The sequence below is a fragment of the Sphingopyxis jiangsuensis genome (assembly GCF_016734905.1).
GTDB lineage: Bacteria > Pseudomonadota > Alphaproteobacteria > Sphingomonadales > Sphingomonadaceae > Sphingopyxis > Sphingopyxis jiangsuensis.
In genome coordinates this window covers 24,776-47,500 of record NZ_JAERPO010000003.1, presented here as the reverse complement: position 1 = coordinate 47,500, position 22,725 = coordinate 24,776, and the positions used below count along the sequence as shown (strand labels likewise).

Annotated in this window: 22 protein-coding genes (1 of these 22 running past the window's edge); 7 read left to right on the top strand and 15 right to left on the bottom strand. The window is 65.4% G+C overall.

Going from position 1 to position 22,725, the window contains the following annotated elements; all coding sequences use genetic code 11:
- Window positions 1-1,114: the 3' portion of a lipopolysaccharide biosynthesis protein gene (locus tag JI743_RS13140; protein WP_201928811.1), read on the top strand. 404 nt of this gene lie to the left of the window's left edge; 1,114 of the gene's 1,518 nt are visible here — the last part of the coding sequence; its start codon lies beyond the left edge, outside the window; it ends in the stop codon at window positions 1,112-1,114.
- On the opposite strand, the gene JI743_RS13135 is transcribed toward JI743_RS13140, so the two are convergent.
- The gene (locus tag JI743_RS13135) at window positions 1,099-1,524 is read right to left on the bottom strand and encodes a CBS domain-containing protein (RefSeq protein ID WP_201928810.1); all 426 of its coding nucleotides are present in this window, start codon (window positions 1,522-1,524) and stop codon (window positions 1,099-1,101) included. The two genes, JI743_RS13140 and JI743_RS13135, sit on opposite strands and share 16 nt — an antisense overlap.
- Before the next feature lie 127 nt (window positions 1,525-1,651).
- Here JI743_RS13135 and JI743_RS13130 point away from each other — a divergent pair, with 127 nt between their 5' ends.
- Window positions 1,652-1,960 carry a hypothetical protein gene (locus JI743_RS13130; RefSeq protein WP_201928809.1) on the top strand — a complete coding sequence of 103 codons (309 nt, stop codon included), beginning with the start codon at window positions 1,652-1,654 and terminating at the stop codon, window positions 1,958-1,960.
- On the top strand, window positions 1,950-2,345 hold the full coding sequence (locus tag JI743_RS13125) for an acyl-CoA thioesterase (protein ID WP_201928808.1): 396 nt from the start codon (window positions 1,950-1,952) through the stop codon (window positions 2,343-2,345). Before JI743_RS13130 ends, JI743_RS13125 begins: the two co-directional genes overlap by 11 nt.
- Before the next feature lie 9 nt (window positions 2,346-2,354).
- Here JI743_RS13125 and JI743_RS13120 read toward each other — a convergent pair whose 3' ends face one another.
- From JI743_RS13120 to hisS, 6 genes are all read right to left on the bottom strand, one after another.
- On the bottom strand, window positions 2,355-3,869 hold the full coding sequence (locus JI743_RS13120) for a DUF4139 domain-containing protein (RefSeq protein WP_201928807.1): 1,515 nt from the start codon (window positions 3,867-3,869) through the stop codon (window positions 2,355-2,357).
- A 59-nt stretch (window positions 3,870-3,928) separates the two neighbouring features.
- The gene (locus JI743_RS13115; protein ID WP_201928806.1) at window positions 3,929-5,347 is read right to left on the bottom strand and encodes a DUF4139 domain-containing protein; all 1,419 of its coding nucleotides are present in this window, start codon (window positions 5,345-5,347) and stop codon (window positions 3,929-3,931) included.
- Between the two features lie 77 nt (window positions 5,348-5,424).
- Window positions 5,425-6,231, bottom strand: coding sequence for a DUF4167 domain-containing protein (locus tag JI743_RS13110; RefSeq protein WP_201928805.1), 807 nt, complete (start codon window positions 6,229-6,231; stop codon window positions 5,425-5,427).
- Between the two features lie 255 nt (window positions 6,232-6,486).
- Window positions 6,487-7,302, bottom strand: coding sequence for a peptide chain release factor N(5)-glutamine methyltransferase (gene prmC, locus JI743_RS13105; protein WP_201929088.1), 816 nt, complete (start codon window positions 7,300-7,302; stop codon window positions 6,487-6,489).
- 124 nt (window positions 7,303-7,426) lie between these two features.
- Window positions 7,427-8,494 (bottom strand): peptide chain release factor 1, encoded by a 1,068-nt coding sequence (gene prfA, locus JI743_RS13100; RefSeq protein ID WP_201928804.1) that lies wholly within the window; start codon window positions 8,492-8,494, stop codon window positions 7,427-7,429.
- The gene (gene hisS / locus JI743_RS13095) at window positions 8,491-9,813 is read right to left on the bottom strand and encodes a histidine--tRNA ligase (RefSeq protein ID WP_201928803.1); all 1,323 of its coding nucleotides are present in this window, start codon (window positions 9,811-9,813) and stop codon (window positions 8,491-8,493) included. Before hisS ends, prfA begins: the two co-directional genes overlap by 4 nt.
- 94 nt (window positions 9,814-9,907) lie before the next feature.
- On the opposite strand from hisS, the gene JI743_RS13090 reads away from it, so the two are divergent.
- Window positions 9,908-11,836 carry a M61 family metallopeptidase gene (locus JI743_RS13090; protein ID WP_201928802.1) on the top strand — a complete coding sequence of 643 codons (1,929 nt, stop codon included), beginning with the start codon at window positions 9,908-9,910 and terminating at the stop codon, window positions 11,834-11,836.
- A 99-nt stretch (window positions 11,837-11,935) separates the two neighbouring features.
- Window positions 11,936-12,472 (top strand): inorganic diphosphatase, encoded by a 537-nt coding sequence (ppa, locus tag JI743_RS13085; RefSeq protein WP_201928801.1) that lies wholly within the window; start codon window positions 11,936-11,938, stop codon window positions 12,470-12,472.
- Between the two features lie 15 nt (window positions 12,473-12,487).
- Here ppa and JI743_RS13080 read toward each other — a convergent pair whose 3' ends face one another.
- The 4 genes from JI743_RS13080 to JI743_RS13065 all read right to left on the bottom strand — a co-directional run bounded on the left by JI743_RS13080 (window position 12,488) and on the right by JI743_RS13065 (window position 17,411).
- Window positions 12,488-13,801 (bottom strand): mechanosensitive ion channel family protein, encoded by a 1,314-nt coding sequence (locus JI743_RS13080; protein WP_201928800.1) that lies wholly within the window; start codon window positions 13,799-13,801, stop codon window positions 12,488-12,490.
- Complete coding sequence (gene metC / locus JI743_RS13075) at window positions 13,801-15,012, bottom strand: cystathionine beta-lyase (RefSeq protein WP_201928799.1); 1,212 nt, start codon at window positions 15,010-15,012, stop codon at window positions 13,801-13,803. Before metC ends, JI743_RS13080 begins: the two co-directional genes overlap by 1 nt.
- A gap of 62 nt (window positions 15,013-15,074) precedes the next feature.
- On the bottom strand, window positions 15,075-15,917 hold the full coding sequence (gene sseA / locus JI743_RS13070; RefSeq protein ID WP_201928798.1) for a 3-mercaptopyruvate sulfurtransferase: 843 nt from the start codon (window positions 15,915-15,917) through the stop codon (window positions 15,075-15,077).
- A 204-nt stretch (window positions 15,918-16,121) separates the two neighbouring features.
- On the bottom strand, window positions 16,122-17,411 hold the full coding sequence (locus JI743_RS13065; protein ID WP_236660002.1) for a hypothetical protein: 1,290 nt from the start codon (window positions 17,409-17,411) through the stop codon (window positions 16,122-16,124).
- A 157-nt stretch (window positions 17,412-17,568) separates the two neighbouring features.
- Between JI743_RS13065 and queF the strand changes: the two genes are divergently transcribed.
- Both queF and JI743_RS13055 read left to right on the top strand, forming a co-directional pair.
- Complete coding sequence (queF, locus tag JI743_RS13060) at window positions 17,569-18,039, top strand: preQ(1) synthase (protein WP_201928796.1); 471 nt, start codon at window positions 17,569-17,571, stop codon at window positions 18,037-18,039.
- 45 nt (window positions 18,040-18,084) lie between these two features.
- On the top strand, window positions 18,085-18,495 hold the full coding sequence (locus JI743_RS13055; RefSeq protein WP_201928795.1) for an acyl-CoA thioesterase: 411 nt from the start codon (window positions 18,085-18,087) through the stop codon (window positions 18,493-18,495).
- Window positions 18,496-18,561: 66 nt separating this feature from the next.
- On the opposite strand, the gene JI743_RS13050 is transcribed toward JI743_RS13055, so the two are convergent.
- The 4 genes from JI743_RS13050 to JI743_RS13035 all read right to left on the bottom strand — a co-directional run bounded on the left by JI743_RS13050 (window position 18,562) and on the right by JI743_RS13035 (window position 22,680).
- Complete coding sequence (locus tag JI743_RS13050) at window positions 18,562-19,011, bottom strand: globin family protein (RefSeq protein WP_201928794.1); 450 nt, start codon at window positions 19,009-19,011, stop codon at window positions 18,562-18,564.
- 10 nt (window positions 19,012-19,021) lie between these two features.
- The gene (locus JI743_RS13045) at window positions 19,022-20,626 is read right to left on the bottom strand and encodes a helicase HerA-like domain-containing protein (RefSeq protein ID WP_201928793.1); all 1,605 of its coding nucleotides are present in this window, start codon (window positions 20,624-20,626) and stop codon (window positions 19,022-19,024) included.
- 72 nt (window positions 20,627-20,698) lie between these two features.
- On the bottom strand, window positions 20,699-21,067 hold the full coding sequence (locus tag JI743_RS13040) for a VOC family protein (protein ID WP_201929083.1): 369 nt from the start codon (window positions 21,065-21,067) through the stop codon (window positions 20,699-20,701).
- 116 nt (window positions 21,068-21,183) lie between these two features.
- Window positions 21,184-22,680: a trypsin-like peptidase domain-containing protein gene (locus JI743_RS13035; protein ID WP_201928792.1), complete on the bottom strand. Its 1,497-nt coding sequence runs from the start codon at window positions 22,678-22,680 to the stop codon at window positions 21,184-21,186.
- Between the last annotated feature and the right edge of the window lie 45 nt (window positions 22,681-22,725).

The window sequence follows — 22,725 nt, the reverse complement described above, 5'->3', positions numbered from 1 at the left end:
GCAGGCTCTCATCTTCCTTGCAACCCCCTTCATTGCGCTCCCCGAGGTGATGATGAGCCGCGCGCTCGATTTCCGGCGGCAGGCGATCGTCAACCTGGTCGCTGCGTTTGCGGGCGCGGGCACTGCGCTCGGCTGTGCGCTTGCAGGCTATGGCGTGTGGACGCTTGTCTACGCGCCGATCGCGCTCTTCTGGACACGCGCACTAGGCCTCACCATCGCCGCACGCATGCTCGTCTGGCCGAGTTTCGATTTTCGCGGTTGCGGGCAGATTGTCGGATTCGGTTCGGCGGTTTTGTTCAGCCAGTTCTTCTGGCTGGTGCAAAGCCAGTCCGACATTTTCATCGCGGGCAGCCGATTCGAACCGCATGCGCTCGGCCTCTATGCCGAGGCGCTGTTCCTCGCGCAGATTTTCATGGCGAAGTTCGTACCCCCGCTCAACGAGGTCGCCTTTCCCGCCTATTCGCGAATCAAGCACGACCTCGCCGCAGTCCAATGGAGCTTTCTCAAGACGGTGCGGCTGCTGACACTCGTCGCCGCGCCCTTCTATTGCGGGCTCGCGGTGGTCGCCGCGCCGATGGTCGAAACGCTGTTCGGCACCAAATGGCTGGGCATGGCACCCTATATCCAGCTTCTGTCGCTCGCGCTGCTCGTGATGACGGTGCAGATCCTCTTCGCGCCGGTGAACAATGCGCTCGGCAAGCCGTCGCTGTCGATGTTCGCGTCGCTGGGCGGTGCGTTCATATTTCCGACCGCCTTCCTGATCGGCGCGAACTGGGGGCTGGAGGGAATCGCGTGGGCGTGGCTTGTCGCCGCGCCATTGCTGCTCATCGTCACCGCGCGGCTTTCGGCGCCGCTCATCGGCGTGTCGCTGCTCGATATCGGGCGCGCGATGCTGCCGGGACTGGCCCCCGCCCTTGTTATGGCGATAGGCGTGGGGGTGGCCGAACAGTCGCTCGGGGCACTTGGCTGGGCGGCGCCGATTCGGCTCGCGCTGCTCGTTGCGATGGGCGTCGCGCTTTACGCGGCGTTGCTCTGGCTGCTCGAGCGCGAAGCGATTGCCGAAGTGTCGCGCCTCGTGATTCGCCGCCGACCGCCGGTTCAGGACGCGATATAGTCGCGCATCGCCGCAGCTTCGGCCTCGATCTTGTCGATCCGATATTTAACAAGGTCGCCGATCGAGACGAAGCCGACGAGCTTGCCGTCGTCGACCACCGGCAGGTGACGAATCCGCCGCTGCGTCATTTGCGACAGCGCGGCCATCACCGCCATCGACGAATCGCACGTCACCGGCGTTTTGGTCATGACATCGTCGAGGCTGCGGTCGAGCGCGCCCGGACCATAGGAAGACATCAGGCGGACCAGGTCGCGCTCCGAAAAAATGCCGACGATCGAATCACCTTCGAGAACGGGAACGGCACCGATGCGATGCTGCGCGAGCAGATCGACCACCGCACGCACCGTGTCGTCCTTGCGCGCCGAAATGATTGCGCCGGTCCGCCCGTGAAGAATCGCTCCGATCGTCATCGCTTACCGCTCCCCAAATTCTGCCTGTTGTCGCGTAAGACTATCATGATTCGCGCGCGGTGCGAAACAATCGACGCTGCCGCTTTCGTGCTTGGCGTGCCCGGAAGCATGGTTCATGGAAGCGCGCATGGTCAAACGCTCCCCCCTCGACGACAGCAATACGTCAAAGGTCGCTTGGGCACGCTATCGCCGCCTGATGCGCGGCATGGCGCTCGTGTCTTTTCTCGCCGTCGTTTGCGCGCTCGGCTGGCTTCGCCTGACGATGGGCGACGCGCTGACGATCCACATGATTATTGCGACGGCGGCGGGGGTCGGCCTGTCGGTCTTGCTCGGCGCCGCGCTGATGGGGCTCGTCTTTTTGTCGAGCGGCAGCGGTCACGACGAATCGATCGAAGACCCCTTCGAAGACGACCCGGATATGAATCATGACCGATAATGTGCAAAATCTCCCCTCGCGCCCCGATCCGATATTGCGCGTCGTGCCGGCCCCTGCGGACATCAACAGCAATGGCCATATCTTCGGCGGCTGGGTGCTCAGCCAGATGGACATCGCGGGCGGCATCGTCGCCGCGCGCGTGGCACAGGGGGCGACCGCCACCGTAGCAATCGAGGCAATGGAGTTCATCGCGCCGATCCTGCTGCGCGATATCATTTCGGTCTATGCCCATGTGGAGCGGCGCGGACGCACTTCGATGGGCATTCGCATCGAGGTGATCGCAACGCGCGACCGCGGCGAGACCGAGGTCAAGGTGACCGAAGGCCTGTTCACCTTCGTCGCGCTCGACGAGAATCACCGTCCGCGCGCGCTGCCGCCTGCCTGATCGAGCAATCTATCCCCCGCTCGCGCGGACCCGATAGTCGAAGCGGCGCGTCGCATTGGCCGGGACACGCACTGTCCAGGTCGGCAGGCCATCCTTGCGCGGCAACTTGCGGAGGCGCGAATCGAGTTGTCCATCCTCATGATAGTCGAATCCGAGTTCAAAGGTGACGGCATAGGGATTCGCGTTCGACACGGTCGCCCGGTAGCTGTGCCGATCCTTGCCTGGCGTAGCGTAATTTTCGATCGCCACGCGCACCTGGCCGCTTTCCCCGATGACAATGTCGACGCGTTCGCCGATCGCATGGTCGCGAATCGCGCCTTCGCCAGCCAGCAATTCCATCCCGTGCGATTGTTCGAACACCGCGACCTGTCCGCTCGGCAACGGAATGCCGAGTTTCTGGCTCTTCTTATTCTCCATCCGCAACAGGATTTCGGCCGCCTCGTCGTCGAATTCATCGTCAACATCAACGCGCAGACGATAGATAGTCGCGAACGGCACATCGTCCTTGGTCAGCAAAGCCACCTGCTTTTGCCCATTGGCCGCAACGGAGACGGGAATCGGCACGCGGTAGAGTTTCAGATCACCCAGATCTTCCTGCTCGGCGACAACCGCCACCGGAGACGAAGCCTTCGCCTCGCGAAGACGCATGCCGGTGACGACGATATTCTCGGCCCCTTCATCGGCGTAGCCGACCATGGCAGGCGCGGGTGGCGGAGGGGAGAGGAGCGGTTGGCCGTAGCGCCCGCTGCCGGTGGGAAAACAGGTCAGATTGAGCCGCGGGGTCAGCGGCGATTCGACGAGCTCGTCGAAATCCCGTTCGACATTCAGCGTACCCGCCAATGCCGACAGGCTGGCGTCGGCAAAACTCTCGCCATTGCTGTTCGCGACGGTCAACCATGCAAAAAGGTCGAGCGTCTTGCCGCCCGGCGCCACGCGCGCGACATAATTGCTCGCCCAGTCGAACCCCGTCGACAAATAGGTCAATGTCGCGGTCACGCGCTGCGCCGCCGGGCTGCGCGTCGTCACCGAGAGCGTCGGTTTGGCGGTCAGCCCTTTCGGTACGCCGTCATAGACGAGCGATTCGGGAATCCCGGTGCAACGCAGCGCCTCGAAGCCCGCCGACGTCTGCAGCACGACCGCGCCTGCCGGCCCCGAGCGGATGATCGCTTCTTCTTCGGTAACGTCGCCGGTCGCGCGCTTCGTCCGCCGCAGATGGACGCGATTGCCGAGCGTGCCGTCGAGGAGGCTCGCGGGAGACAACAGCGCCGCGTCGCGATTCTTCTGCACGACGCCGCCGGGCAGGCCGGTGACGATCGCCGACACGGCAACCATCCCCTCGGCCACCCCTTCGAACCGCACGACCGATTCGCCGGCCGGAAGGTCGAGCGTGCGCGTCTCCGAAATCAGGGCAAAGCCGTTCAGCCAGTCGCGGTCGATTTCGCCACCCTCGTCGCGGTCGGGGTCCCGAAACACGCTGACCGCGACGGAATCGGGTGCAGTCGATGTGACAACCGGTGCGGCCATTGCCGACGCCGGGGCAACGAGCAGCAACAGAGGCGCGGCCCAACGCATCGCCCGCCGGATCAATAGCGCGTTTCGAAGGTCGCGGTGATCGTCGTCTCGCCGTTGGCCGGCACAGTGACGCGCCAGCGCGTGCCATCGGAGTCGAGCCGTTCGCTCTTCTGGCTCTCCGACAGGATGCGCGTTTCGCTCCAATACCAGTCGAGTCCGCGCTGGACGAGGTCGAGCGTGATCGGCTGCGACCGGGCGTTGGTGACCAGATAGGACATCGCGCTGCGCCAGATGGTCGGCGTGCGGCGCTCGCGCGACACGACCGTCGCCTTGACCTTCACGTCGAAGGCATCGCCGGTCTTTAGTCCCAATTCGCTGCCCATCGGCGTGTGGCCAATCCTGCTCTCGCCGATGAATTGGGGATCGCCGCGCAGATCGCGCTGATAAAAACGCACCGTACCCGCCGGCAGCGCGTCGCCAAGACCGCCCTCGCGGCTTGAGCTGAACTTGATGACGCTCGCCGCGCTTGCGGGCTCGGTCATATTGTTGAACCCGTCCACGGTGAATTCGTAGATTTTCCGGGCTGGAACCCGCGCGACGTCGAGGAAGCTGACCTGCTTCGTCTGGGCATTGGCAATCGTCGTGCGCTCGGGCAGCGGGTAAAGATAATAGTCGCCGAGTTGTTCGCGCGGGGCCGTTTCCGTGCCCGCGCTCCGCAGAGTGCCCGGAGCGGTCGGCACGGGACGATAGCGACCCGACCGAACATTATTGGCAACGCCCCCCGACGGCGTTCCCGCAACGAGCAGCGTTTTCGCATTTTCGAAGGTCGTTCCGGTCGTATTGGTCAGCGTGACCCAGCCCTGGACGTCGACCGTTCCCGCCTTTTCGTCATAGAGCGAAACATAGTCGGCCGCCCAGCCCAGCCCGCCGGTCAGGTAAGACAATGTTGCCGGCCGCGTCGACGCGCTATTGCTGTCGACGGTGATCGAAAGCGTGGGCTTGGCGCGCAGATTCGGCGGGATCGAATCGAAAATCACGCGCACGGGCAAGCCGTCGTCGCGCAATATCTCGATCCGCGTGCCGATCTGGAGCACCACGCCGCCATTGACGGCGAGCACCTTCGCGCGCTCGCGCGTTTCGGCACCGGTGGCGGGATTGATTCGAAGCAGCGTGACCGTCTCTCCCACCGCCTTTTGCATCAAGGCATTGGGGGACAGCAGGTCATAGTCGAAATTCTGCTCGACAATCGCCGTATCGGCGGCGCCAAAAGACACGGTCTGCGGCCTGATCTGCGCCGATACGTCCGGAAATTCCTGCCGCGATCGTCCGGCGGGGAACCGGATCTGCCGGACATCCTGCACCAGCGATTGCCCGCCATTATAGATAGTGACGGCGAGTTCGCCCTGCGCATTGCCCTGCGGCGCGGTTTGCGCCGCTGCCGGACTTGCAATCAGACCCGCCGCAACAGCGGCCAATATCGGCGCACGCATCCCGTCCCTCCCCGCGAAACCTGTCCGCGGCGAGGCTAAGTCATGCCCGATTCAAAAACCAGCGCGAAAACGCGATGTTACTCGGCGGCTTCGACCCCGGGGCCGCGCGGCGCGAGCGTGCGGCGCGAACGGCGCGCCTTGGGCGCGGCTGCGGGAGCCTCGTCCGTCTCGCTATCCGCGGCTTCGTCGTTGGTGCGGTCGGTGCGGCCGATCGCGGGCGGCAGGACGGCGGTGTCGATACCGGCATCGCCATCGTCCTTTTCGGCCGCGCGGGCGCGTCGGGGTCCGCGGCGCGGAGCGCGCGGTGCCGGAGCCTGTTCCTCGTCGGAAGCGGCTTCCTCGCTATCGTCGTCGGATTTCGCCTCGGCGCGATCCGAATCGCGATTGCGGCGGCCGCGGTCGCCGCGACCCTGCTGCTGGCGGTTGCCGCGGCTATCGTCGTCGTCGCGGTCGCGCCGGTCGCGATTGCCGCGCGTATCGCCGTCATTGTCTTCGCTGCCGCTATCGGTGTCGAGATCGCTGTCGTCGTGGCCGTCGAAATCCTCGACCCCGCGAATCTCGCGCTGGCGGTCGTGGGTGCGATCCTGACCGCTCTGCGCGGCCTTTTCTTCCTGCCGTGCGCGGAAATCGCTGACGACGCGGAAATAATGGTCGGCGAACTGGAGATAATATTCGGTCTGTACCCGGTCGCCGGCAAGCTGCGCATCGCGCGCCATGTTGCGATATTTCTCGATCATCTGCGCTGCGTTGCCGCGCGCGCGGCTGTCGATGCGGTTGGCCTGGTCGACGCCACCGCGTCCGCCTGACTGCGACCGATTGTTGTTGCTGTTGTTGCGACCGCGACGGCGACCGCTCTGCCGGTTGTTCATGTTCAACTGAGACATCCTGTCGAAAAGCTTTAAGCTATGCCAACCCCTTTGGCCGAACGCGCCACCGTGCGCGTCGCACCCGCGCCTCACGCGCGGCCTTGCCCTCTACCGCCCGTTCAGGCGCAACGGCCTGCACAAGCATCGTAAATGGGAAGCAGACCCGCCGGACCAGTATCGGTGCGTGCACCGCCAAAGGGACCCTGATCAGGCCTGTACCCCTGCCCTAACGCGCTTTTGCGACGAAACCAAGCGATTTTTGGCGGGCCGCCGTCAAGCGATTGTCAAAATGAGGGCGCGGTCGCGACCGCCAAGGTCTTTGCGGCAAGCGACGGCGAAGCCGGCATCTTCGGCCAGCCTCCGTACCGAGATATGTTGCGTGGCCCCGATTTCAAGCACGGCCGCGCCGCCCGTCGCGAGCAAGCGCGGCAGGTCGGGGACGACGCGGCGATAATCGTCGAGTCCGTCGGTGCCCGCAAACAGCGCCGAAGCGGGCTCGTGCGCTCGCACGTCGGGCATCAGCGGTTCCGCCTCGCCGATATAGGGCGGGTTGCAGAGGATAAGGTCGAATCTTTCGTCGATCCCGGCCGCCCAATCGCCCTGCCGCATCTCGGCGCGCGCATCAAAGCCCAGTGCCTCGGCGTTGCCCCGCGCATAGGCGAGCGCTTGGGCGCTGGCATCGACGCCCACGCCGCTCGCCTCTGGCCATTCGGCAAGCGCGGCAAGCAGCAGCGTGCCCGGCCCGGTTCCGAGATCGAGCACCCGCTTCGGCGTCTGTTGCCCGAAATGATCGACTGCAGCCTCGATCAGCGTTTCGCTGTCGGGTCGCGGGATCAGCGCGCCGGGCCCGACGCCAAGCCGGATCGTCCAGAAATCGCGATAGCCGACGATATAGGCGACGGGCTCGTGCGCCATCCGCCGCGCGACGAACGCGTCGAAAGCGGCGGGCACGGCGAAACGCGACGGATCGAGCAGCAAGCGGTCGCGCTCGACCCCCAGCGCATGCGCCATCAACAGCTCGGCATCGAGCCGCGGCGTTTCGGAGACCGCTGAAAGCCGCTGCGCCGCGGCGCGAATGCTATCGCCCACTTCGCTCACACTCAATCACCCACGCTTCATTCCGTTCGTGTCGAGCGAAGTCGAGACACCCTGTGGCATATGGCCGTCCCGAGGGGCATCTCGACTTCGCTCGATGCGAACGGAATTGAAGGGCTCAGTCACCCAATCCCGCCAGCCGCTGCGCCTGGTCTTCGGCGATCAGCGCGTCGATCAGTTCGTCCATCGCCCCCTCCAATATCTCAGGCAGGCGGTGGAGCGTCAGGTTGATGCGGTGATCGGTCACGCGCCCCTGCGGGAAATTATATGTGCGGATGCGTTCGGACCGGTCGCCCGATCCGACCATCGCCTTGCGCGCCGACGCCTCGGCATCGTGGCGCTTCGTGCGTTCGAGGTCGAAGAGGCGCGAGCGCAGCACCTGCATCGCCTTTGCGCGGTTCTTGTGCTGGCTGCGCTCGTCCTGCTGGATGACGACAAGCCCCGTGGGGATATGGGTGATGCGGATCGCGCTGTCGGTCGTGTTGACATGCTGCCCGCCCGCGCCGCTCGCGCGATAGATGTCGATCTTGAGGTCATTGTCGTTGATCGCGACGTCGACCTCTTCGGCCTCGGGCAGCACCGCGACGGTCGCGGCGCTCGTGTGGATGCGCCCGCCGCTTTCGGTGACGGGGACGCGCTGCACCCGATGCACGCCGCTCTCGAACTTCAGCCTGGCAAAGACGCCCTGCCCCTTCACCGACGCGACGACTTCCTTGTAGCCGCCCACCTCGGCCTCGTTGGCGGAGATGATTTCGACCTTCCACCCCTGTGTGTCGGCAAAGCGGCTGTACATGCGCAGCAGGTCGCCCGCGAACAGCGCCGCCTCGTCGCCGCCGGTGCCCGCGCGGATTTCGAGCATCGCAGCGCGCTCGTCGGCGACATCCTTGGGGAGCAGCTTGATCGCCAGATCATGCTCGGCGGCGGGAAGCGCATCCTCGATCGCGGCGATTTCCTCGGCGGCAATCGCCTTCATCTCGGGATCGGCGAGCATTTCGTTGAGTGCGACGAGTTCCTCGCGCAACCGCACCACTTCGCGGGCAGCGGTGGCGACGGGTTCGAGCTCGGCAAACTCCTTCGACGCGGCGACGAAATCGGTGGGCGCCATATCGCCCGTCGCCATGCGCGCCTGCAACGCGGCATGGCGTTCGATGATGGCGTCGATCTGGCGTTCGGGGATGGAGGTCATTCGTTCGACCAGCTATTACCGTCGATCCCTTCAAGCAGGAGCCTGCGTGTGTGCGTCGCACCAACCCGCGCATCGCCAATCTCGGCAAGGGTTCGACGAGCCTGTTGTCCTGAACCGAGGTGGCGGACGGTAATCTCCCCGTCGCGCATCTCGTCTCCGCCGACGATAATCGCTGCTACGGCCCCCGTCGCATCGGCGCGCTGCATCCGTTTTTTTATGTTGCCCTTATATCCCATGTCGCAGGCGAGGCCCTTGCGGCGCAGCACCGATTGCAATTTAAGACACAGGGCTTCTGCCTCGCCCCCGACCGGGATGAGCACAAACTCGACAAAATCTCGCGGCGCCGCACCCACCAACATCGCCAGCCGCTCGATCCCCGCGGCCCAACCGACCGCCGGGGTCGGCGGCCCGCCGAGATTTTCGATCAGCCCGTCATAGCGCCCGCCGCCGAGCACCGTGCCCTGCGCGCCCAGCCGGTCGGTGACGAACTCGAACGCGGTGTGGCGATAATAGTCGAGCCCGCGCACCAGCCGTGCATTGCGCTCCCACGCGACCCCTGCGGCGTCGAGCCCCGCGGTCACCGCGCCAAAGAAGTCCTGCGCCTCGCTCGTCAGGAACGCGTCGATGTCGGGCGCGCTGTCGGCGATGGGGCGGTCGCGCGGGTCCTTGCTGTCGAGGATGCGCAGCGGATTCTTGTCGAGCCGCGCGAGGCTGTCCTCCGACAAATCGCCGCGATGGCCCATGAAATGCTCGACCAGCGCGGCGCGCCACGCGTCGCGGCTCGCCGCATCGCCCAGCGTGTTGAGCGTCAGGATCACGCCCTCGGCGATGCCCAATTCCTTCAGCAGCTGGTCGGCAAAGACAAGCAACTCGGCATCGGCGAGCGGGCTGTCGCTCCCCAGCACCTCGGCGTCGAGCTGGTGGAACTGGCGATAGCGCCCCTTCTGCGGGCGCTCGTAGCGGAACAGCGGCCCGTGCGTCGCCACTTTCAGCGGCGCGAACTGCTGCCAGCCGTTGGTGATATAGGCGCGCGCGATCCCGGCGGTGAACTCGGGCCGCAAGGTGATCGAATCGCCGCCGCGATCGTCGAACGAATACATTTCCTTCGACACCACATCGGTCGTCTCGCCCAGGCTCCGCGCGAACACCGCGGTCGGCTCGATCACCGGCACCTCGACGCGCTTGAAGCCATAAAGCCGGCGCACCCGCTCGAACGTCTCGACAACATGCGCAAAGCGGTCGGCGAAATCGCCGAGCATGTCCTGTGTGCCGCGCACCGGCTGCGGCGTGGGGATTTTCGCGGGCTTGTCCTTGCTCATGGCCGCGGCGTCTAATCGCTTTTGGGCGAAAGGCAAAGCGCCGTCGCACGCCTGCGCTGGACGCCGCGCGCTTTTCGCGGCAGGAACGCTCGCCATGAAAAAAGCACATATCGTCGCGGCCGCGATCGCCGCGGTCCTTTTCGTTCCCGCTACCGCACAGACCGGCAACAGCCGGCCGCAGCCGGTCGTCCAGCCGCACGTCATCCCGTTGCCGGCCGACAAGCCTTATCCTGGCACGATACAGCTTCGCGTCGACGCGACCGACGTCGCGCGTGGCATTTATCGCGTGCGCCAAACGATTCCGGTGGCAAAGCCAGGCAAGCTGACGTTGCTGTATCCCGAATGGCTCCCCGGCAAGCACGCCCCGCGCGGCGCGATTGCAGAGGTAGCGGGCTTCCGCGCGACCGCGGGCGGAAAGCCGCTCGCATGGACGCGCCAGCCGACCGACGTCTATGCGTTCGACATCGACGTGCCCGCAGGCGTCAAGAGCATCGACATCGCCTTCGAATTTCTGTCGCCGACGCGCAGCAGCGAGGGGCGAATCGTCGTCACCCCGGCGATGATGAACCTGCAGTGGGAACAGGTGAGCTTCTATCCTGCCGGCTATTTCACCCGGCAGATCCCGGTGCAGCTCGACGTGACGCTCCCCAACGGCTGGACCGGCGTCGCTGCGCTCGACGGCCTCAAGGTCGCGGGCAACCGCTACAGCTATGCGCCGACCAATTACGAGGCTCTCGTCGACAGCCCGATGTTCGCCGGCAAGCATTTCCGCAAATGGGACCTCGGCCACAATGTCACGCTCAACGTCGTCGCCGACGAGGCCAAATATCTGGAGGCGAGCCCCGACCATATCGCGCGCCACGCCGCGCTCGTGTCCGAAGCGGTCGCGCTGTTCGGCACGCGGCCTTTCGATCGCTATGAATTCCTCCTCGCGCTGACCGACGAACTCGGCGGGATCGGGCTCGAACATCATCGCAGCAGCGAAAACAGCCGCGACCCCGACTATTTCACCAAATGGGACGAGAATGAAACCGCGCGCGGGCTTCTCCCGCACGAACTCGTCCACAGCTGGAACGGCAAATATCGCCGCCCAGCAAAGCTCTGGACCCCCGACTATCGCACGCCGATGCAGGACAATCTGCTCTGGGTTTATGAAGGGCAGACAAGTTTCTGGGACCTCGTCCTGGCCGGCCGCTCGGGGATGCAGTCAAAGGAGGTCATTCTCGGCGAATGGGCAGCCAACGCCGCTTTCTACAGCGTCCAGCCCGGCCGCGCATGGCGCTCGGTCGAGGACACGACGCACGATCCGATCATTGCGGCGCGCAAACCGCGCGCCTTCCCCAGCGCCACACGGACCGAGGATTATTACAACGAGGGGTCGCTGATGTGGCTCGAAGCGGACATGCTGATCCGCACCGCGACGCGCGACCGCAAGAGCCTCGACGATTTCGCGCGCATCTTCTTCGGCGGGCGCGACGGCGACTGGGGGCAGAAGGGCTATGATTTCGACGAAGTCGTCGCAACGCTGACCGCCGTCCATCCCCATGACTGGGCGACCTTCCTGCGCGAGCGTATGCAGATTGCCGGGCAACCCGCGCCAACCGGCGGCATCGAACGCGCGGGCTATCGTCTCGTCTGGCGCGACAAGCCGAACGCCTATGATCGCGAACGCATGTCGAAATCGAAAAATGCCGACCTCGTTCACTCGCTCGGCCTCACGATCGACAGGAATGGCGTCGCGGGCAGCATCTTGTGGGACGGCCCCGCCTTTCGCGCCGACATCGTCAACGGCACCAAGATCATAGCGGTCGACGGGATGAGCTATAGCCGCGAGCGGATCGAGGCGGCGATTCGCGCGGCCGCCGACGGCAAGACCCCGGTGCGGCTGATCGTCGAGCGCGACGGACGCTACCGCACGGTCGAGATCGCCTATCATGGCGGGTTGCGCTGGCCGCACCTGGAAAAAATCGGCGACGGCCCCGACTGGATCGACCGGCTGCTCGCGCCCAAACGCGCACTCTAAATCCCCTCCCGCAAGCGGGAGGGGGCACGCTAGGCCTCGACTTTACGCGCCGTCCGGCGCTAAAGGCGCGCGCAATAATCAGAACCAAAGGATTCTCCCATGCGCATCGACCTGATCCCGGCGGGCGACAGCCCGCCCGACAGCCTCAACGTCCTCATCGAGGTTCCCATCGGCGGCGAGCCGGTGAAATATGAGTTCGACAAGGCGTCGGGGGCATTGTTCGTCGACCGCTTCCTCCACACGCCGATGCGCTATCCCGCCAATTACGGCTTTGTCCCGCACACGCTGGGCGAGGACGGCGATCCGCTCGACGCGCTCGTCGTAGCGCGCTCGCCCGTCGTCGCGGGCGCGGTGGTCAAGTGCCGCCCGATCGGCGTGCTCAAGATGGAGGACGACGGCGGCGGCGACGAAAAGCTGCTTTGCGTCCCCGTCAATTCGACCTTTCCCTATTACAAGGATGTCGCGAGCTACACCGACATGCCGCCGATCGTGCTCCAGCAGATCGAGCATTTCTTTGGTCACTACAAGGATCTCGAACCCGGCAAGTGGGTCAAGCTTCAGGGCTGGGGCGACGTCGATGAGGCGAAGCGCATCATCCTCGAATGCATCGAGCGCGCCAAGGCCAAGGGTTTCTGACCGGCCGCGCGGCCGTCAGTCCGCCTTTTTCGATGCCCGCTTCGGCTGCGCCGGGGCGGGCATTTCCTTGGGCAGCGTCCGCACATGCAGGTCACGCTGCGGATAGGGTATCTCGACCCCCGCCTCCTTGAACTTGTCCCAGATGCGCAGATAGACGTCGCCCTGGATGTTACCGAGCCCGCCTTCGGGGTCCGAAATCCAGAAGCGCAGCTCATGGTCGACGCTGCTGTCACCGAAGCCGGTGATCCAGCAAACGGGCGCGGGGCTTTTGAGTACGCGCGGCGCCTCGTCAGCCGCATCGAGCATCAGTTTTTGCGCCAGCCGGATGTCGGCGTCATAGCTCACCCCGACCGCGAGCCGCACGCGCACCTCGCGATTCGAATAGCTCCAATTCTCGACCCGCTCGGTCATCAGCAGCTCGTTGGGAACCAGATGCTCCTTGCCGTCGCGCGTGATCACCGACACCGCGCGTACGCCGATCTTGTTCACGCGCCCCACCGCATCGGCGACCACGACGACGTCGCCCGGCTTGATCGAGCGGTCCATCAACAGGATGATCCCCGCGATCAGATTCCCGAAGGTCTTTTGCAGCCCGAAACCGACCGCAAGCCCGAGAGCGCCCGAAAAGACAGCAAAGGCGGTGAGGTCGATTCCGAGCAGGTCGATGCCGACAAAAAAGGCGGCGATGACGATGGCGACGCCGGCGATCTTTTCGACGAGCAACTGCTGCGTTGCATCGAGATCGCGCCCGCCGCCGCCGCGCACGACGCGCCGCACGATGCGGTTGCCGATTCGTACAAGCAGGAAAAGCGCGAGTATGGTGAGCGCGATATTGATGAGCGTCAGCAGCGAGAGATTCATCCGCCCGACGGTAAAGCCCACGGCATCAAGCCGTTCCTGCAGCAGGGTGAGCCCGCCGACCGCGTTCGACAACAATGCAACAAAGGCGACCGCCGCCGCCGCGAGGGCTGGTCCCGCGCCGAGCCCGACACCGCGGACAATATTGCGCACCGCCGCCGCCGCCGCGATTGCCGCCACGGCACCGAGCAAGAGCCGTGCATAGGGATCCCACGGCCAGGCCGCCCAGCCAATGGCAACGATCAGCAGCGCGACGAGCCAGCCGAGCAGAGTCGGCGTCGCTTCGGTGAGCGGTCCGCGCGCCTGAATATCGCGTCCGTGCATCCAGTCGGCCAGTCGCGGCCCGAGCCGCCGCCGCGCGATCCAACCGGCGAGGAGCGCGGTACCCGCGATTGCGGCGGCAATACCCAGCTCGGCGAACTGCGCCTCGGCAATGCTGGGGAATCCCATGCGTGTAATGAGCCCGTCCATCAGCCGTTCCCCTTCATGGACGCAAATCCGCGGCCGAGGTCCGCGATCAGATCCGACGGGTCCTCGAGCCCGATCGACAGCCGTACCAGCGGGTCGGGGTCGCTCCACTTCGTTGCACTACGGATCGACGCCGGATCGCTCGGCACGGCAAGACTTTCATAGCCGCCCCAGCTGAACCCGATGCCGAAAAGGTCGAGCGCGTCGATGAAGCGCGCACGTGCCGCATCGTTGGCCCCCTTCAGCGTGAAGCCGAACAAGCCGCTCGCACCGGAAAAGTCGCGCGACCAGATCGCGTGCCCGGGGTCGGAAGGAAGCGCAGGGCACAGCACTCGGCCCACCTCGGGCCGGCCCGCGAGCCAATCGGCGATCACGCGCGCGTTCGCGCCGTGCCGTTCCATCCGCACGTCGAGCGTGCGCAGCCCGCGCAGCATCAGCGCGCAATCGTCGGGCGACACCGCCTGCCCGAGCTGATAGGCGCCCTGACGCAGCCGCGGCCACAGCGCCTTGGTCGCGGTCAGGCTGCCCATCATCGCATCCGAATGACCGCCGACATATTTGGTTAGGCTCATCATCGCGACATCGACGCCATGCGCGAGCGCGGGAAAGAGGAGCGGCGTCGCCCAGGTATTGTCGAGCATCGTCGCGACGCCGCGTGCCCGCGCCGCCGCCGTGATCGCGGGCACATCCTGCACCTCGAAGGTCAGGCTGCCCGGTGATTCGAGGAAGACGAGCTTCGTGTCCGGCTCGATCAGATCGGCGACGCCCTCGCCGATCAGCGGATCGTAGAAGCTCGTTCGCACGCCCATCCGCGCGAGCAATCCGTTGCACAGAGCGCGCGTCGGTTCATAGGCGCTGTCGACCATCAGCAAATGATCGCCGGGCGACAGCAGCGCGAGCAGGCCCCCCGCTATCGCTGCGACACCCGAGGGATACAGGAGCGTGCCCTCCGCCCCAGCTTCCATCGCGGTCAGCGCATCGGCGAGCGCCCAGACGGTCGGCGTCCCGCGCCGCCCATAATAAAGCTTGTCGTGCGTCGCATGGCCGCGCGCCTTCATGTCCGCGATATTGTCGTAAAGGATCGTCGACGCCCGCCACACCGGCGGATTGACGATAGCGCCGCCGAGCCGCGGATCGCCCGTCCATTCGGCGCGCCGTCCACCCTGCACAAGCTTGGTCGCGGGGCGGAGGCTGTCGTCGTCGCTGTCGTTCATCCCACCTTGTTAGCGGGAATCGGGGCAAAAGCCAGTCGCCAGCCCCGATAGCGCGGCGGCGATCAGGCGCCGCCCGTCGCCTTGGGGGTCGCCGGATCGGCGCCCCATTCGGACCAGCTTCCGTCATAGACCGCAACATCTTCCTTGCCGAGAAGATGCGCGCCAAAGGCGACGACCGTCGCGGTCATGCCCGACCCGCACGTCGCGACGAGCGGTCGGTCGAAGTCGACGCCCGCGGCGTCGAAGGCGGCTTTCAACTCGTCGCCACGCTTCCACGTTCCGTCGGCGTTGAACAGGTCGCTGTGCGGCAAGCTGCGCGACCCCGGAATATGACCTGGCGCGACGCCCGGACGCGGATCGCGATCCTCGCCAGTGAAGCGCGCGGCGGGGCGCGCGTCGACAAGCTGCTCGGTTTCGAGCGCCAGATTTTCGAGCACCTGTTCCTTGGTGCGAACCGCCTTGGCGTCGCGCCACACGGTGAAGTGGCGGTGGCGCAGCGCCTGTTTGCCCATTTCGAGCGGTCGGCCCTCGGCCTTCCATTTGGCGAGCCCGCCGTCGAGCAGCGCAACATCGTGCGCCCCGAACAGCTTGAGAAGCCACCAGGCGCGCGCCGCGCTCTTGAGCGGGCTGTCGTCGTAAATGACGATCCGGCTGCCGTCGCCGAGGCCCAACGACTGCATGCGGCTCGCGAATTTTTCGGGAGGCGGCGCCATATTGTCGATGTCGCTCGACGCATCGGTCAGCTCGGCAAGGTCCATGAACACCGCGCCCGGAATGTGTCCGGCCTCATATTCGGCGCGCGCATCGCGGTCCGTCCCGGCCATGAATTTCGTCGCATCGACCACCCGCAGGTCCGATGCCCCCAGTTCGCGTTCCAGCCAGTCGGTTGAGACCAAGGCGTCCATGTCATGCTCCTGTTGCGACCGGTTGGAAACTGCCTGTCCCTTCGCCGGCCATCCTGCTGTGGCTCTGCTTTCCTGGGGAAGTCCAAGCCTATGCCCCACCGTGCTTCTTTTCAAGCACGGACGCGTCCTGCCTCAGACGATGTTGCACCGCAACAGAAAAGCGGCTCGAAAAGGGACAACATCCCCGATCGCTTGAACCGGCGCCTATTGGATGCGGCGCATTGCGGTGGCGCGCGCGGCGGGCCGCTCGACCTTGTGCTTCGCGCGGTCGAGCGGCAGCGGCGCAAGTTTGTCGGTGGCATCGCCAAGGCGCCCGAGGACGAAGGTTTCCGCTTGCTGGCCGAAAGCGTCGCCGGGACCGTCCCAATGATAGGTGATATCGAATGCCATCACCGGAACCAGCATCGGCTTGCCCGCGATCATCAGCGGCTCGATCGCCGCGCGCGGCAGTGCGATTTCGGTGCTGACGCTGTCGCTCGCACCCGGTTCGATCACCATATCGTCGCGCAACATGCTGCCGCCCGCACCGTCGAAGAAGCGGGCGAGCACGCCTTCCTGCATCGCCGATCCCTGCCCCGCCGCAATGCGAATCATCATGCCCGTCGCAGCGAGCGTGCCGCTGTTGGCAATCGTCAGAGCAAAGCCGATTTCGACGCGATCGGGCAAGATCTGGATGCTGCGAATTTCGAGTTCGAGCGACACTTGCGCGCGTTGCTCGGCCAAGGGACGCGTCACCAGCGTCGACGCCGGACGCGGCGGCGGCGCAAGGCGCGCGGGCGTCGGTTCCGGCAAAGGCGTTTGTGGCGGGGCCGCTGCGCGCTGCGGCGGTGCAACGGGCTTTTCCGCAATCGCTGGCTCGTCAACCGGCGCATCGCCGGCCAGCGCGGGGCGGCGGCGCCAATACCACAGCCCCGCGCCGACCGCTGCCAGCGCCGCGAGCATCCACGCCCACCAGGGCGTCGCTCCGCCGTCGTTCGTCGGGACCGGCTGTTCGACAAGCACCTCGTCGTCGGAAACGGACCGCGACGGTTCGGCTTCCGGCTGAGGGTCCGTTTCGAGCGGCGGCGGCACAGCGGGATCGGGAATCGACGGCGCGGTCGGCGGCGGCGCGGCGCTCGAAGCGGTTGCAGGCGCACCGCGCGCAGCGGGTCGCGATACCGCAGACCTGTCGGCCGACGGCGGCGGCGTTGTCGTGGACGGCGCTGGCTCCGGCTGGGTCGGCACGACAACGGGTGCGCGCGGCGGCGCTGGAGTCGGGCTCGGCGCCGGTGTCGGCAGGCCGCGCCGCTCGCCCGGCGCCAGCGGCGGCAAGCCGTTGTCCGACGGCCCCTGAACCCCCGACGCGCGGCCATCGTTCGCGGGCGGCAGGCGGAAGTCGATCGACCGTCCGGGCGCGGGGGCCGGTGTGGGAGTAGGTGCCTCCGCATCCTGCGCAAGGCCGGGACTGGCCAATCCTGCCGCGGCCGCCATCGCCGCCAGCGACACATGCGCCATCCTGCTTATCGATTGCTTGACTCGCACCATCGTTCCAAATTGCAAATCCAACATGCGATACCGCGTCCTCGCCGCTGAATTGGCGCTGAACCCGGCCGCGGCCACTTGCGCCATCAACGGCGATGACATCGGCCGCGCGCCGCACTAGACGAAAGCCATGAGTGATTCCAGCCAAACGCCGCTTGCGCCCAAACATCTCGGCCAGTCGAGCGAACTGCCTGTCTCGCCCGAGGCGGCGGTGCTCGACTATGTTCCGAACCCGCGCGCGGGCGAGCTTTACCTCGTGCGCTTCGCCGCCCCCGAATTCACCTCGCTGTGCCCGGTCACCGGCCAGCCCGATTTCGCGCACCTCGTCATCGACTATGCACCACGCGATACGATCGTCGAATCGAAGAGCCTCAAGCTCTTCCTCGGCGCGTTCCGTAACCATGCGGGCTTTCACGAGGATTGCACCGTCGGCATCGGCCGCCGCCTGTTCGACGAGATGCAGCCGCAATGGCTGCGCATCGGCGGCTATTGGTATCCGCGCGGCGGCATCCCGATCGACGTCTTCTGGCAGTCGGGCCCGCCGCCCGCAGGATTGTGGCTCCCCGATCAAGGTGTCGCGCCCTATCGCGGGCGAGGATGACGATTCACCTTTCCGTCACAAAATATCGACATTAGTGTAAGCGATATGACGGCTGCATCGCTTCCCCATGACCATGACATCACCGTCGGACCCGAGGTCATCGACTTCATGGGGCACGTCAACAACGCCCATTATTTGAGCTGGGTGCAGGAGGCGGTGCTCGCCCACTGGCGCAAGATCGCGCCTCCCGACGCGGTGGCGCAGCATCTGTGGGTCGCGCTGAAGCACGAGATCACCTATCGCCGCCCCGCTTTTCTTGACGATCAGGTCATCGCGACGGTGATTCTCGAAAAGGTCCAGGGCGCGCGCGCCTTTTACGAAACCATCATCAAGCGCGGGGAAGATGTGCTCGCCGAGGTCAAGTCGAGCTGGTGCTGCCTCGACGCCGACACGCTCCGTCCGGCGCGGCTCGCCGGCGACGTCATCGCGCGCTTCTTTCCCGGCGAAAAGGCCTAGGCGGCAGCGAAGCGGCCCGGCAGGCGCTTGAACCTGCCCACGAAGCCCGCTTCGACGCGCGCGGGGTCAGGCCGGCGCGGGCGCCCCCGCCGGCATCGCCTCGGACCATTCGGCGCGCGCCCTGCGGATCATCTGCTTCAGCGCGTCGCCGTGGCGCTGCCAGGCCGCGGCGCTGTCGGCGGTCCATTCGGCGCCCGCGACCGCGCCTAGCTCGGCGATGGTCATGTCGATGAACGCGTCATATTCGGCGATCGGCAGCGACCCGTAGCTGCGATGGGTAAAAACCAGCTCGGCGACGAGCGGCCACACCCACGCCTCCCCCTGCGCGAGTCCCAGCATCATCTGCAGCGTTTCGTCGGTCATCCGCCGCGAAGCCGCATCGACCGAGATGAAGGTCGCGCGGCGCTCCGGAAACGCCGCGAAGAAGCTCGCAAAGAGTGAATGACGGATGTCGATGCCTGCCGCGCCGACGGCGGCAAGGCTCGCTTCCATTAATGCAGAGTCGGATTCGGTCATCTGGGCGAAGTCAACGCATCAGTCCGCCGATAAGATTGCGGACGAAACGCCCAACCATAGGCCCGCCGAGATCGGTAGCCACCGACCCTGCCGCCGAAGTCGCAGCGTTGCGCATCGGATCGGATCGCGACTTCTTTCCAAGAACCGCGGCAGCAGCAATCGATGCCGCCGATCCCGCGACCGCACTGGCGGCGCGTTTCGCGGCTTTGCCCCATATACTCGTGCTCTTGCGTTCGCGCTTGCCGACCTCCTCACGCCCCTTTTCGGCTACTTCATTGGCGGTAGCGGCAGCGTCGAGCGATTTCTGTGCAATGACCTCTTCGGCACTTTCTCGATCGACCCGCGTGTCATACTTGCCTTCGATCGGCGAGATCGACTGGATGATCGCACGCTCTTTCGGGGTCAGGGGACCGGCGCGCGAACAAGGCGGCTTGATCAGGGTGCGCTCGACCGGCGACGGCGCACCGTCGGCCAGCAGCAGCGAAACCAGCGCTTCGCCAACTTTCAATTCGGTGATCGCGCGCGCCACATCGACCGTTGGATTCTGGCGAAACGTGTCTGCGGCGGCCTTGACCGCCCTTTGATCGCGGGGAGTGAATGCGCGCAGCGCATGCTGGACCCGGTTGCCAAGCTGGCCGGCGACTTCTTCGGGCACGTCGATGGGATTCTGCGTGACGAAATAGACGCCCACCCCCTTTGAACGTATCAGCCGCACGACTTGTTCGATCTTGTCGATCAGTGCTTTGGGGGCATCGTCGAACAACAGATGGGCTTCGTCGAAGAAGAAGACCAGCTTGGGCTTTTCGGGGTCCCCGACTTCCGGAAGCGTCTCGAACATTTCGGCGAGCAGCCACAGCAGAAAAGTCGCATAAAGCTTGGGGCTCGCCATCAGCTTGTCCGCGGCGAGTATGTTTATATAGCCGCGCCCCTGTTCATCGCACTGCATCATATCATCGATCTCAAGCGCCGGTTCGCCGAAAAACTGCGCTCCTCCTTGAGTTTCGAGCGTCAGCAGCTGACGCTGAATCGCGCCAATGCTCGCCTTCGTCACATTGCCATATTTGGCGGTCAGATCGGCGGCATGAAGAGACGTATAGGCCAGCATCGACTGCAAATCTTCGAGGTCGAGCAACAGCATTCCCTGTTCGTCAGCGAAACGAAAGACGATGTTCAGCACGCCTTCCTGCGTCTCGTTGAGTCCCATCAGCCGTGCGAGCAGCAGCGGCCCCATTTCGGAGATCGTCGTGCGCACCGGATGGCCCTGCTCGCCGAACAGGTCCCAGAAGATCACGGGATTGTCGCGATAGACCCAATCGCCGTCACCGATTTCGGCGGCGCGTTTTGAAAAGGGTTCGTGCGTCTTGGCGGTCGGGCTGCCCGCCATCGCCATGCCGGACAGGTCGCCCTTCACATCGGCCACGAAAACCGGGACGCCGACCGCCGAAAAGCTTTCCGCAAGCCCCTGCAGCGTCACCGTCTTGCCGGTTCCGGTCGCGCCGGCGATGAGGCCGTGACGGTTCGCGCGCTTGAGCACGAGCGACTGGCGCGGCCCGTCCGCCGCGCCGCCGCCGCCAAGGCCGATATAGATTTCGCTCGCTTCGCCGCCGTTGCTCACGCCCGTCTCCTCCGCTGTCCTGTCTACCAGGGTCTAGAGCGGAGGGTCAGGAAATCAAGGCGGCGCCCTTCGTCAGCCCATCACAAAGGCGTTGAGCTTGTTGCCGTCGAGATCGCGGAAATAGGCAGCGTAGAAAGTGTCGCCGCGCGGTCCCGGGGGGCCTTCGCAGGTGCCGCCATTGGCGAGCGCAATGTCGTAGAGCCGCTGGACCTGTTCCTTGTCCTTCGCCGCAAGCGCGACCATCACGCCATTGCCGACCGTCGCCGCATTGCCGTCGAACGGCTTGGTCAGGCCGATACCGGCACCCCCGCCTTCCTTGCCCCACGCGATGAATCCGTCGAATTCCATCATCCGCGGCACGCCAAGTTCGGCGGTCAGCGCGTCATAGAAGGGCGCGGCCTTGGCAAGGTCGTTGGTGCCCAGCGTCACATATCCGATCATCGTCATTCTCCCGACTCACCTATCGGAACATAATAGGAACATCGTGCGTTGCTCGCAAATGAAAAAGGGCGCCGCCCGGAATCCGGCGCGGCGCCCTTCATCAATATCGACCGGCCTTAGCCCGCGATGCGAATCGCGATGAACCCCGGCGGCGCGCCGCGACGCAGGATCTCGAGCTTCACCGCTCCGCGGCCCGCGCGCTTCGCCTCTTCGACGACGGCGGCGAGCGCGTCGGCCGAGGCGACGGGCTTGTCGTTTGCGCTAAGGATGACATCACCGCGGCGCAGGCCTTTGCGGCCCGCATCGCTGCTGCCGCTGACCGCTGCGATGACCAGTCCCTTGGTGGCGGTGTCGACGCCAATCGCGCGTGCAATGTCCGGGGTGACCGTCTGAACCGCCATTCCGAGCCGCTCCTGCACCGCCTGGTCGCCGCTGCCCGCCGGATCGTCCGGAAGCGTTTGTTCGGCTTCGGGGTCGAAATTGCTGCCCGCCAATTCTTCCTCGGGCGGCCGCGTTCCCACGACAACGTTGAGCGTGATCGTCTTGCCGTCGCGAACCACCTCGAGCGGGATGCGCGTCCCGGGTTTGATGTTGGCGACGATGTAGGACAGCGTCTGCTGCGGCGTCACTTCCCTGCCGTTGACCTTGGTCACGACGTCGCCGCGCCGCAGTCCGGCCTTGGCAGCGGCCTGCCCTTCTTCGACGCGCTGGATCAATTCGCCGCGATCTTTGCGCAGCCCGAGCGCGTCGGCCATATCCTCGCTCACCGGACCGATCGCAACGCCCAGATAGCCGCGCTGCGGACGCTCGCCAGCGCGCAGCGCGTCGATGACCGGAATCGCCGCTTCGGCGGGGATGGCGAAGTTCACGCCGATATTCGCGCCGACGGGCGAGATCAGCATATTGTTGATGCCGACGACATTGCCCTGAAGGTCGAACAGCGGGCCGCCCGAATTGCCGCGGTTGATCGCGGTATCGGTCTGGATATAGCGGTCATAGGCACCGCCCTGCCCGATGTTGCGCTGAACCGCCGAGATGATCCCGGCCGTGACCGTCGAACCGAGGCCGAGCGGATTGCCGATCGCGACGACCCAGTCGCCGACGCGCGCGCGGCTGCTGTCGGCGAATTTGACGAACGGCAGGCCAGAAGCCTCGATCTTGAGCAGCGCAAGGTCGGACGCGGCGTCGCGACCGACGATCTTCGCCTTATATTCCTTGAGGTTGGTCAGCGTCACCGTGACCTCGTTGACCGCCTCGCCGCGCGGGCCGCCCGAAATCACATGATTGTTGGTGACGATATAGCCGTCGCTGGAGATCAGGAAGCCCGATCCGCCGCCCTGCTGTTCCTGCGTGATCGGCTCGCGCGTTCCGGCAAAGGGATTGAGGCGGACGCCGAGCGTCACCTCCTGCTTGGTCGAGATATTGACCACGGCAGGCTGAAGCTGCTCGACAAGGTCGGCAAAGCTCTCGGGCGCGCCGGACCGGGGGACGGCGCGCGCGATTTCGCTCGACTCATTTTGCGCGACCTGGGCGCCGACGGGCGACTGGGTGACCAGCGCCAGCGCCGAGCCACCGACCAGCAAAGCCGAAGTGATGCCATAAACATAACGCACGATCGCAAATCCTCTTCTCTTACGAATCTTACGGAAACCCGCGGA

Bases quoted from the DNA above. Each gene is read 5' to 3' on its own strand.
- JI743_RS13135 (WP_201928810.1), bottom strand. From the start codon at position 1,524: ATGACGATCGGAGCGATTCTTCACGGGCGGACCGGCGCAATCATTTCG.
- JI743_RS13130 (WP_201928809.1), top strand. From the start codon at position 1,652: ATGGTCAAACGCTCCCCCCTCGACGACAGCAATACGTCAAAGGTCGCT.
- JI743_RS13125 (WP_201928808.1), top strand. From the start codon at position 1,950: ATGACCGATAATGTGCAAAATCTCCCCTCGCGCCCCGATCCGATATTG.
- JI743_RS13120 (WP_201928807.1), bottom strand. From the start codon at position 3,869: ATGGCCGCACCGGTTGTCACATCGACTGCACCCGATTCCGTCGCGGTC.
- JI743_RS13115 (WP_201928806.1), bottom strand. From the start codon at position 5,347: ATGCGTGCGCCGATATTGGCCGCTGTTGCGGCGGGTCTGATTGCAAGT.
- JI743_RS13110 (WP_201928805.1), bottom strand. From the start codon at position 6,231: ATGTCTCAGTTGAACATGAACAACCGGCAGAGCGGTCGCCGTCGCGGT.
- prfA (WP_201928804.1), bottom strand. From the start codon at position 8,494: ATGACCTCCATCCCCGAACGCCAGATCGACGCCATCATCGAACGCCAT.
- hisS (WP_201928803.1), bottom strand. From the start codon at position 9,813: ATGAGCAAGGACAAGCCCGCGAAAATCCCCACGCCGCAGCCGGTGCGC.
- JI743_RS13090 (WP_201928802.1), top strand. From the start codon at position 9,908: ATGAAAAAAGCACATATCGTCGCGGCCGCGATCGCCGCGGTCCTTTTC.
- ppa (WP_201928801.1), top strand. From the start codon at position 11,936: ATGCGCATCGACCTGATCCCGGCGGGCGACAGCCCGCCCGACAGCCTC.
- JI743_RS13080 (WP_201928800.1), bottom strand. From the start codon at position 13,801: ATGGACGGGCTCATTACACGCATGGGATTCCCCAGCATTGCCGAGGCG.
- metC (WP_201928799.1), bottom strand. From the start codon at position 15,012: ATGAACGACAGCGACGACGACAGCCTCCGCCCCGCGACCAAGCTTGTG.
- sseA (WP_201928798.1), bottom strand. From the start codon at position 15,917: ATGGACGCCTTGGTCTCAACCGACTGGCTGGAACGCGAACTGGGGGCA.
- JI743_RS13065 (WP_236660002.1), bottom strand. From the start codon at position 17,411: ATGGCGCATGTGTCGCTGGCGGCGATGGCGGCCGCGGCAGGATTGGCC.
- queF (WP_201928796.1), top strand. From the start codon at position 17,569: ATGAGTGATTCCAGCCAAACGCCGCTTGCGCCCAAACATCTCGGCCAG.
- JI743_RS13055 (WP_201928795.1), top strand. From the start codon at position 18,085: ATGACGGCTGCATCGCTTCCCCATGACCATGACATCACCGTCGGACCC.
- JI743_RS13050 (WP_201928794.1), bottom strand. From the start codon at position 19,011: ATGACCGAATCCGACTCTGCATTAATGGAAGCGAGCCTTGCCGCCGTC.
- JI743_RS13040 (WP_201929083.1), bottom strand. From the start codon at position 21,067: ATGATCGGATATGTGACGCTGGGCACCAACGACCTTGCCAAGGCCGCG.